1 tRNA gene is annotated in these 245 nt (G+C 40.0%); it reads left to right on the top strand.

The window, feature by feature from the left end:
* Positions 1-63: 63 nt before the first annotated feature.
* Positions 64-155 (top strand) — tRNA-Sec (locus tag FQ664_RS27425).
* Positions 156-245 lie beyond the last annotated feature (90 nt).

The following is a 245-nucleotide window of genomic DNA, read 5'->3' as shown; positions in this document are numbered from 1 at the left end:
CATTAAAAGTGTAAAGCTATAAAGTTATACAAAACTTTAATAAAGTCGGATATACTTAGCGGCGGGAATGGTTAGGCCCCGGTGGGCCTCCTGGTCTTCAAAATCAGTGTCGGGTTGATAAGATCCGTGGTGGGTTCGACTCCCATCCATTCCCGCCTTGTTTTTAAAGGATGTTGTTTTGACTAAATCACGACGATTTTTACTTTTAATATTGGTAATTCTTACCATTCTGGTTTCTTGTAAGC

The organism is Pseudomonas persica (genome assembly GCF_900291015.1).
Classification (GTDB): Bacteria; Pseudomonadota; Gammaproteobacteria; order Pseudomonadales; family Pseudomonadaceae; genus Aquipseudomonas.
This window is presented reverse-complemented; position numbering and strand designations above follow the sequence as displayed.